The sequence below is a fragment of the Bacteroidales bacterium genome, from assembly GCA_018334875.1.
In the GTDB taxonomy this organism is placed as follows: Bacteria; Bacteroidota; Bacteroidia; order Bacteroidales; family UBA12077; genus JAGXLC01.
On the sequence record JAGXLC010000153.1, the window covers coordinates 1 to 9,436 of the forward strand.

Below are 9,436 nucleotides of genomic sequence, written 5' to 3' on the forward strand. Positions count from 1 at the left end.
CCTGCCGGCCAGTTCGCTGGTGATAGGCAACCTACCACTTAATGATCCCAACGTGGAGTTCTGTCTGAAATCGCTGATCGGTACTTTGCCCATCATGCTGGGAGATCCCAGGAAAGTTCCCCGGGAAAAAAGAGAGATGCTGCATGCCTGGGCAGACTGGATGCGGGATATGCAGGAAAAGTACAATTACATGGCCTACAGGAAGGATTTAAAAGGTTTTGGGGAGCCCAGGGAAGGTCATTGGGACGGTTGGCAAAGACTCAATTTCCAGACCAAAGAGGGAGGTATTTTTGGCGTGTTCCGGCAAGGGGCACCGGAAGACACACGTACCGTTTTCTTGAAGGATCTGAAGCCATACGAAATTTATACGGTCAGACAGGCCCCATCCGGCAAAGTTGTTCTCAGGGCTACCGGAGAAGAACTCATGCATACTGATGGATTTCCTGTCCAAATGGAAAAGAAATATGAAGGGCAGATTTATGAGTTAAGGATGGAGTAGAATGATAAAAACTTATTGATTTTCAGATCGTGGCCGATTAGTTATTTCCGGCAATAATCACATGACAAAACCATTTTATTCCTCCCCGGACCGGTCTGTTTCCCCAAGCGCCTTTTCCAGTGAGGAATCTCTTTCGTAAAACTGCTCCCATTTCTCCTTAGGATCTGGCGGCGTGGACAGCGATACAACAATCAGTACTACAATAGAGCAAATTGCTGCTGGCAGTATGATATATTCTTCACTCATCAGCGGGTTGCCGGTTACAGAATTAAGTATGGAGTTGACAATTGTGATAAGCAGCGTTACACCCATGCCGGTTGCGATAGAGGCCACTCCGCCCTTCACGGTGACCCGTTTCCAAAGGAACGTGGCGAGCAGTGCAGGCGTCAGTCCTGCGCCAATCATGGTATAGGCAGTAAGTGCCATGGCCAGGATGGTTTCAAATTGGGTCAGCAGCAAATAGGCCAGCAACCCGAGTAGCAGTATAATAATCCGCTGGAATGTTACCAGGTACTTCGTGCTGGCCTTCGGGTTGATAAAGCGCTGGTAAATATCACGGGTCACATTGCTCGAGGGAGTTAACAGGAAGCTGTTGCCTGTGGATACGATAATCGCTATAGAAGCCCCGATAAGCAGAAGCCCTCCGATCAGGGGCAGTCTCACTTCTACACTGTAGCGGGCAGTATGCAAAATGATCCGCTCCGAATTCCCTTCCGACAGAAACAAATCGGAGCTTTCGGGAAGGGTATTGAAATGACTGAAGAGCGCGAAGAATCTTTTTAAAGTTTGAGTAACTATAACAAATTGGTGGTATTAACACTAGTAATAACGAAACCATACGGATAAATACGACCCGGCTTAAGGTGAAAGCATGAGGTATCCCAATAAATTTGACAATATTCAGAAAGTTTTATAATTTAAAGCACCATTAATCCTCTATTTATTGACTTTCAACCGAATTGTTATGATCAAAATACCTGATTTTTCAACTTTTAGGAATGGTGAATTTGTTAAGTTCGCCGGCTTTTATTATAAAAAGCTGGTAGAATCAAATTACCGGTTCAATAAATTGTATCTCGAAAGAAACAAAGAATATGCCTGTGCACCCAGGGAAAAAATGTCCCATTTACGTGCAACATCCAAAGAAGCCTTAAAAAAGTTGATCAATATGATTAATGCCGCGGTTGTTTTTTATGACAAAAAATATCAGCCGTTGATTAACGAATTGAACAGCCTGGTAGAAAGCTATCAGACAAGACAAGAAATCGCACAAAAGTATCAGATACACCCCAACCAGGTTCAAAAATGGAAGCGGGAGTTTCTGAATAACGCAGAGCAAGTTTTTGAAAAAGATAGCACTAAAAAGAAAACTGCTGCCGAAAAAGGGCAACAGGAACTCTACAAAAAAATCGGACAACTTCAGGTTGAGGTTGATTTTTTAAAGAACGCCTTGTCGTAAAGAAAGACTTAACTGAGAGGAGAAAGCTGGCGGATGCAAATCACCATCAGTTAAGCGTGGCAAGGCAATGCCAGCTGCTTTGTATCCATCGCAGTGGATTATATTACAAGCCCAAATCAGAAACCCCATTAAACCTGGAACTAATGGAACTGATTGATAAAAAATACACCCAAAAGCCATTTATGGAAGTACCCCGAATGACTGAATGCCTAAGAAAAGACAAAAATTATAATGTTAATATAAAGCGTATAGAGCGCCTTTATAAGCTGATGTATATTCAAGCCATAGGACCCAAGCCCAATACTTCAAAGCCTTCCAAAGAGCATAAGGTATATCCTTATCTATTGCGAGGTTTAGAGATTACTCGAGCAAACCAGGTTTGGGGAGGGGACATTACGTATATTCCTATGAAAACTGGTTATATGTATGTTATGGCTATCATAGACCTTTACAGTCGATATGCGGTAAACTGGTCTGTTTCCAATTCCATGGATGCCCAGTGGTGCACGAATGACTTGGAAGATGCAATAGAGATGCATGGCACACCGGAGATTCTCAATACTGATCAAGGAAGTCAATTTACAAGTGATATATTTGTTCAGGCTGTCGAGGAGCAAGGGCTCCAACTTTCCATGGATGGTAACGGAAGAGCCATTGATAACATTTTTATAGAAAGGCTTTGGAGATCGATGAAATATGAACATGTTTATCCTAATCCGGCTGATACTGTATAAAGGTTTATTTGAATGGTTTAGCGATTATAATACAGACAGACGACATCAGTCATTAAATTGGGAAGTTAAGTAATGCTACCATATGGCATGTGACCATTTATTAAATCGGCTCATATGTTATTTTGTTTTGTTTTGGGACAACATTACCAATATAATTATGAGCCTTTTATAGGCAAATACATAAAACGATTCTGACCTCGTTCAGAGAACGTGGGTTTTATTGTGGACTAAAAAAATCTGAGCATAAAAACAAAACAATTAACTTGAATTTTCGTATTGCAAATCAAAATACCAGGAAAATTTACCTTTAACGGGGTGCATCACGTTGATAAATACAGAAAGTCCGTATGGCCAGTGATAAGCTTGATTCCGTATTATCATAAATTGCAAAAGAATGAAGGATGAACGAACCTTTTAGGATTATAATAATTTGTGAAGACCTTGTTTTAAATGCCCTGTTGAAAAAGGCATTTAAATTATGGATCGAGTCTGCTTCTGTCGTTTTTTACAATTCTTTTTCAGAGGTTAAATCAATTAGCCCTGACATAACAATCGACCTGATTATTTTAGATGACTTTATAACGGGTTCGGCCAGCCATGAAATATTACATATATTGCGACAGAGAAAGAAAATAAAATGTCCTGTTTATTATTTAAGCAATGCCGAATATGGGGAGGAAAAAAAAGCATTATACCAGGGGGCTAATTATTTTTTTAAAAAGCCTTTTGATCCCGAACAATTAATGAAACATATCACTGAAAAAACCAAAGCCAAACCGCTGGCATGAGCAGAGAAAAATCAGCCAGAAATTGTTTGGAGGGGATTCATAAATCAAGCATAAAGGAAAGGAAAATGATTAAAAAGATATTTGTTATTCTGTTGTATAATAGCCTGCCTTTTAGTGCACTAAGTCAAATAAATGCTGACTCTCTATTCAATTCGGCCATAAACCATGCGCATAGTCAAAACTATGCTGAAGCCATAGACAATGCGGAAAAAGTTCTTGAGGCAGATTCTTCAAGATACGGTGTAATGGTGTTTATCGGCGATGTTTATGCATGGGATGGAAATTACAATAAGGCCCTTGAATACATTGAGCAAGCCCGGCAAATTAATCCTGAGTATAAGGAACTATATGACAGTTGGCTCAATATTCTGCTCTGGAGTGGCCGTTACAGGGCTTTACAGGATAAAATTTCCGTGGCAAGAGAGCATGGCTACCCTGACAGCTATAATTTAGCTTTAAAAAAGATGTTGGCTTATAAAGGCCTTGGCAGATATTCGGAAGCCATTGATTATGCTGAGAATAATTCTTCGCTGCTCGACTCGGCGGCCATCAGGACTATTTACAATGAAATGATGATGCTTGACAGGCAGAATATTTTATCTACTTTCTACTCGATTGATATTTTTGAGGGTAATAACCCTAAACCATACCATCTTGCCTACCTTGACTATGGTTTCAAGATTGACCGGCATACTTTACTAACCCGTATCAATTATGCACATCGTTTTAATACCAGTGATGTGCAGGTGGAATTCGATTACTACCATGTGTTCAATAACGGGCATTATCTGTATGCCAATTATGGAATCGGTATCAAAAACAGACTTTTCCCGGAACACAGGGCCGGACTGGAATATTACTTTCCGGTCAGCAAGGGTCTGGAAGCCAGCTTGGGAGGCCGCTACCTGAATAGCGGCTCAAAGAATGTTTATATTACTACAGGTCATATTGGGAAGTATTTCCCTAATCTATGGATGGCCCTGCGGCCCTTTTATGTTTTTGGCGAAAACGGTAACGCGCTGACTAATGTATTCAATATACGATATTTTCAAATTAATCCAGTTAATTATTGGGGAGTTGAAATTGCTTACGGCAATTCGCCCGATGAAAGATATGCTTTTGATCCCTCTTTTGAATTGCTCAGGCTAAATAGTTATCGTATAAAAATTGAGAAGAATATTCAGATCGGGCAGGTCAATGAGTTGAAATTATCAGCTGGTTATGCCTACGAAAAACATATCCCTGATGCTTTTTCGCAACAGGTTTATAATTGAGTTAATATTTAAGTACAGGCTATAGGATGAGTTTATTACTACGTCAATATTTAAAAAAGACAACTAAGATTTTCCTCAGGGTTATATTGACTTTGTTAATCATAAGTCTGCTCTATTTCTTTTATACCCCCGGGATAACGATATATAACATCAATATTGTCAACCCTTTTTATGCACACGTGAGGGGTCTTGAAATATGGTTGTACTTTGTAGTGTGTTTTATTGTTTTTTCCCTCCTTCTTTTTTTAATACTTTTTCTTCTTAGCATTTATTATGACAATAAGCGAGAAAGAGATGCAAGATTGACTTTAAAGTATGAAAAATATTTTGCCGAAAAGTTGGCGGATTATTTGTTGTCTGAGAAATATAACAACACACATGAAAGAAATGCCTTTGTCAGCACTGTAAAACCCTTCACCGTCAAATGGATTCAAATATACGCTTTGTTCAGTGTGTATACCCGTATTCAGGAAGCACTCACCATCGACCTTAGCCCGAAATTCACTATTCTGTTAAAAGATTTGGGATTATATAACAAACAAAAAGCTTTACTCTATAGCCTCAACAACGTGGAACGCATTATTGCCATGAAGATGTTGTCATATTTGCGTATTAATGACTACAATGAGCGGATTTTGTATTACACGAAAAGCAGAAATTACGCGCTCCGTACCGAAGCTTTTGCCGCCCTTGTCAGGTTAAAGGGGAACACTGACACGGGGCTTTCATTTATTGAGGGAAAACACCGTTTGTCATTGCTTGATATTAATGTTATAGTGAATGCTGTTTTGAAAAATTTTAAAACCGATATTGATTATGAGAATCTTTTAACGTCTAATCATGTGTGTAAAAAAATCGTTGGAGCATTGCTCATTAAAAACCGGAAATTAAAAGAATACAAACATCTGCTATTTCAGGAACAATACTCAAAAATTCGAAACCTTTTACTGAGACAGACGATATGGGATTCGTTTCTTGATCTGGCTGAAGAGAGGGAAGCAGTGGATGCTGTATTGGAAAATTTTGATGCTGAACCCGATGAAGTTAAATTAATCATTCTTGACAAGCTTCAAGAAATTGATAATGAACGCCTTCAAAGTTTTATGGTCAGAATATGTGAATATCAACCACTTTTGGTTAAGATAAAGATTTTAAAAATTTTATTTAATAATGATATAAGTCGATTTCTCTTCTTTAAAGATTCGGATGATATAGAATTGAAGAAGGCCTTTAATGAAGTAACTGACATTAATATAAATTAGACTGATGATGGTTATATTAAATCTGTTTTTTGAAATTTTCAACAATGTTTTTTTGTATTATGCAACTTTTCTTTTTGTATCCTATTTGCTCATTGCAGTTTTGTCAGCTTCTGAATTAAAATCTTATATTAAAAAAAATAAATATTTCAGATACAGAACCATCAGAAGTTACGAAATACTTCCTTCGGTTTCCATTATAGCGCCATCTTACAATGAGGAAAAAGGAATCGTGGAAAATATCCGGAGTTTGCTTTCACTGCAATATCCCAAGGTTGAGGTAATTATAGTGAACGATGGCAGTAAGGATAATAGCCTTGAAAAGGTGATCAATAGTTATGAACTCGTGAAAGTAGATTATGCCCATAACGAAACCATTAAGACAGCAAAAATCCGGGGCATTTACAAATCATTAAATAACGCCTTTTCTAATCTTATTTTTGTTGATAAGGAAAATGGGGGAAAGGCAGATGCCCTGAATGCAGGGATCAATGTTTCAAGATCCGATTTGTTTCTCGCCATTGATGTGGATAGCATTATTGAACCGGACGGCATTATGCGCATGGTAAAACCTTTTATTGAGGACAGTGGCAATAAAAGGGTCATTGCTTCCGGAGGCGTTATTCGTGTAGCCAATTCGTGCGAAGTTAAAGACGGGAGAATTGTTAAAGTGCGCTATCCCAAAAATTTGTGGGCAAAATTTCAGGTTCTCGAATATTTCAGGGCCTTTACCCTGGGGCGGATGGCTTGGAGTAGAATTAACGGGCTTCTGATTATTTCCGGTGCTTTTGGAATGTTCGATAAAAAGCTGGCACAAACAGTGGGTGGATATGATACTTCTACCGTGGGTGAAGACCTTGAGCTGGTTGTGCGCATGAGAAAATACATGCATAGAGTAAAAAAGGAGCAATACAAAATTGCATTCATTCCTGACCCCTTGTGCTGGACTGAGGTGCCATCGACGGTTAAAATATTATCGCGACAGAGAAACAGGTGGGCCAGGGGCTCAATAGAAACGGTGATAAAACACAAAAACATGTATTTGAATCCCAAATATGGGAGGATTGGAATGATTAGCTTCCCTTACTGGGTTCTTTTTGAATGGTTTGCTCCGATATTGGAAACCATTGGGATAGGCTATTTTTTAGTCGCTCTGTCCCTGGGAATGGTTAATTATCAGATTTTCTTTTTACTCTTATTATTCGTGTTTTCATTTTCACTGGCATTCTCCTCGTTCGCGGTATTTTATGAAACCTTCCTCTTCAACAGGTATAAGGGGGCGAGGTTTCTTTTGAAAATAATACTTATTGCTATGGCAGAGATGGTGATTTTTCATCCGATGAATGTGTTTTTTTCCCTTAAAGGCAACTACGACTTCTTTTTCAGAAAAAATAAAAAAGGTTGGGGCGTTATGACGCGAACAGGTTTTGGAGCCAAACAGGCAAATTAAGTTTTTTTAACTTCATTACGTATCAACCCTAAAACTTAATAATTATGACAAGTATCTGGAGTGAGAGTTTTGTGTTAAATATTCCAGTAATTGATCAACAGCATAAGAAATTTTTTGAGCTATTTGAAAAAGTATCTGAAGTGTATGAGAAAAAAGAACCGGAAGAGCTTGATAAAGTGCTCAGAGAACTTGAAGATTATTTGGAATACCATTTTCAGTCAGAAGAGCAGCTTATGAAAGAGTACGGCTATGAGAAGTATGAAAATCATAAAAAACAACACGAGTTCTTTATTAAACGTATAGAAGAGATGCGGCGGGAGTATGACTATATGAACCACATGTTATTTGATAAAATCAGGACTTTTATTAAAAAGTGGTTTGTTAGTCACATTTTGCATAAAGACTTTGATTACAAGGATGCTTTGCTGGGTCGCTCCAACCAAGAGCGTTGATTCATGAAATATTTCATTTCACTTGCTTTTCTGACATTAACTTATATTGCCCCTTTAAACCGGACAGTAAGCTAAGCAAAAATTCTTAACTTGTCGTCCTATAAAAAAAATAAAGAAGTATGACCGTGAGTTCAAGCAAATGGCTGTAGAACTCAGCAAACATCAAAAAGACATTAAAGTCCTCGCCGGCAAATTGGAAATAAGTCAAGATCTGTTATATCGATGGAGGAGAGAATTATCGGGCTCTGGGGGAGCTAGTTTTCCAGGGCAAGGTAATCCTAAAATGACAGAGCAAGAAAAAGAAATTGCCAGACTAAAGAAAGAGTTGAGGGAGACTCAATTGGACAGCGGGATCTATGTTATTGCTTCTAAAAATTTTGGATTTTCACAGATAATGACTATTTTGATGAAACGGGCAGTTGTTTTAGCTGCCATTGCAAATCAATTGTCAACCCGTATTAACCAAATCCAATGATCAGTTAAATAGAGTCTATTTAGAATGTATGAGTCCAGTCTAAAAAGGGCCAAATATGATTTTCAGCTACTTTTTTGCCCCGTCCCTAAAAAGTGAAGTAGCTCAAAATCAGACTCCCGGCAGTCGCCGGGTTGGGGCAAATATGATTTTCAGCGTATGAATGTATAATAACTTTTTTGGACCAGACTCATGTATATAAAGTTATCAATGTAATAGCTTTATTCTATTTTATAAACTGCGGGTTCAATCCAATTGTCCCCTCAGGATGCCTCCATAGATATTCACCTTCGGATGCAATGCCACTGCCCGGATCTGATGGGTTGTCTCCATCTCCTCCGTGATATTGATAGTATATTCACCCGGGCTGTCAATGGTAATGCTGTTGGTGCTTGTTTTCCAGTCGTCATGATACAATTCCTCAACAAAACCCGCGTAGGGGCGATACTCATAGGATAGTTTCAGTTCTTCCTGATCCCCCATCTCGTCAACCGTGATTTCAATAGCGCGCTCCGATTCGTTAATTTCTTCCGTTTTAATCTTTGGAGGTTCCAAAGCAGGAGCCACATTTTCAAATTTAAGCACCACCGGGTTGGGCCATTTTCTGTTGTTATAGATCCGCTGGGCTCTTACACATGAAACGACCAGGCCATCATCTCTTTGCTCGAAGCGGGTTTCGGGAACCACCTCCGGGTTGTACTCCAGAACCCGGTCATTCTGTCCAAGCACGGTAACTTTGGTGTTATCTGTGCTTTGTATGGAGCGCACGGTAAACTGTTTTCTCTCCCCATGCTCCCAGTCTTCTTCGTTGGTGATGATCCCGTATACCGTATTGGCATTCTTTTTCTTTGTAAAAATGATGTTTTTTTCATTGGGCACAATCCAGGGACGGACATCAAACATGGCTTCATGGTTGATGAAGTTCCAGGCACCCATTTCACGCAGGACATTCTCCTGCCCGTCGGGAATTACACCATAAGGATCGGGACCAACATTCAGCAATAAGGATCCGCCCTTGGAACGGATTTCCGAAAGGATTTCAATCATCC

11 protein-coding genes are annotated in these 9,436 nt (G+C 39.2%); 9 read left to right on the top strand and 2 right to left on the bottom strand.

Annotated elements, in window-relative coordinates; genetic code table 11:
- Window positions 1-499 (top strand): hypothetical protein (locus KGY70_12350; protein ID MBS3775974.1); only part of this gene is annotated, 499 nt, incomplete at its 5' end.
- 75 nt (window positions 500-574) lie between these two features.
- Here the strand turns inward: KGY70_12350 and KGY70_12355 are convergent.
- The gene (locus KGY70_12355) at window positions 575-1,225 is read right to left on the bottom strand and encodes a hypothetical protein (protein ID MBS3775975.1); all 651 of its coding nucleotides are present in this window, start codon (window positions 1,223-1,225) and stop codon (window positions 575-577) included.
- Between the two features lie 238 nt (window positions 1,226-1,463).
- On the opposite strand from KGY70_12355, the gene KGY70_12360 reads away from it, so the two are divergent.
- The 8 genes from KGY70_12360 (at window position 1,464) to KGY70_12395 (ending at window position 8,390) form a co-directional block, all read left to right on the top strand.
- Entirely contained in the window at window positions 1,464-1,958 is a 495-nt protein-coding gene (locus KGY70_12360) for a hypothetical protein (GenBank protein MBS3775976.1), read from the top strand.
- 26 nt (window positions 1,959-1,984) lie between these two features.
- On the top strand, window positions 1,985-2,692 hold the full coding sequence (locus KGY70_12365; protein ID MBS3775977.1) for an IS3 family transposase: 708 nt from the start codon (window positions 1,985-1,987) through the stop codon (window positions 2,690-2,692).
- 401 nt (window positions 2,693-3,093) lie between these two features.
- Window positions 3,094-3,480, top strand: a complete 387-nt coding sequence (locus tag KGY70_12370; protein MBS3775978.1) for a response regulator transcription factor — start codon at window positions 3,094-3,096, stop codon at window positions 3,478-3,480.
- Between the two features lie 65 nt (window positions 3,481-3,545).
- Window positions 3,546-4,754 (top strand): YaiO family outer membrane beta-barrel protein, encoded by a 1,209-nt coding sequence (locus KGY70_12375; protein ID MBS3775979.1) that lies wholly within the window; start codon window positions 3,546-3,548, stop codon window positions 4,752-4,754.
- Between the two features lie 302 nt (window positions 4,755-5,056).
- The gene (locus KGY70_12380) at window positions 5,057-6,016 is read left to right on the top strand and encodes a hypothetical protein (GenBank protein ID MBS3775980.1); all 960 of its coding nucleotides are present in this window, start codon (window positions 5,057-5,059) and stop codon (window positions 6,014-6,016) included.
- 4 nt (window positions 6,017-6,020) lie between these two features.
- Window positions 6,021-7,463 carry a glycosyltransferase family 2 protein gene (locus KGY70_12385; GenBank protein MBS3775981.1) on the top strand — a complete coding sequence of 481 codons (1,443 nt, stop codon included), beginning with the start codon at window positions 6,021-6,023 and terminating at the stop codon, window positions 7,461-7,463.
- A gap of 44 nt (window positions 7,464-7,507) precedes the next feature.
- The gene (locus tag KGY70_12390; protein ID MBS3775982.1) at window positions 7,508-7,915 is read left to right on the top strand and encodes a hemerythrin family protein; all 408 of its coding nucleotides are present in this window, start codon (window positions 7,508-7,510) and stop codon (window positions 7,913-7,915) included.
- Window positions 7,916-8,054: 139 nt separating this feature from the next.
- Window positions 8,055-8,390: a transposase gene (locus KGY70_12395; GenBank protein ID MBS3775983.1), complete on the top strand. Its 336-nt coding sequence runs from the start codon at window positions 8,055-8,057 to the stop codon at window positions 8,388-8,390.
- Window positions 8,391-8,633: 243 nt separating this feature from the next.
- Here the strand turns inward: KGY70_12395 and KGY70_12400 are convergent.
- Window positions 8,634-9,436, bottom strand: an 803-nt coding sequence (locus tag KGY70_12400) for an alpha-L-fucosidase (GenBank protein MBS3775984.1), incomplete at its 5' end; no start/stop codon positions are given.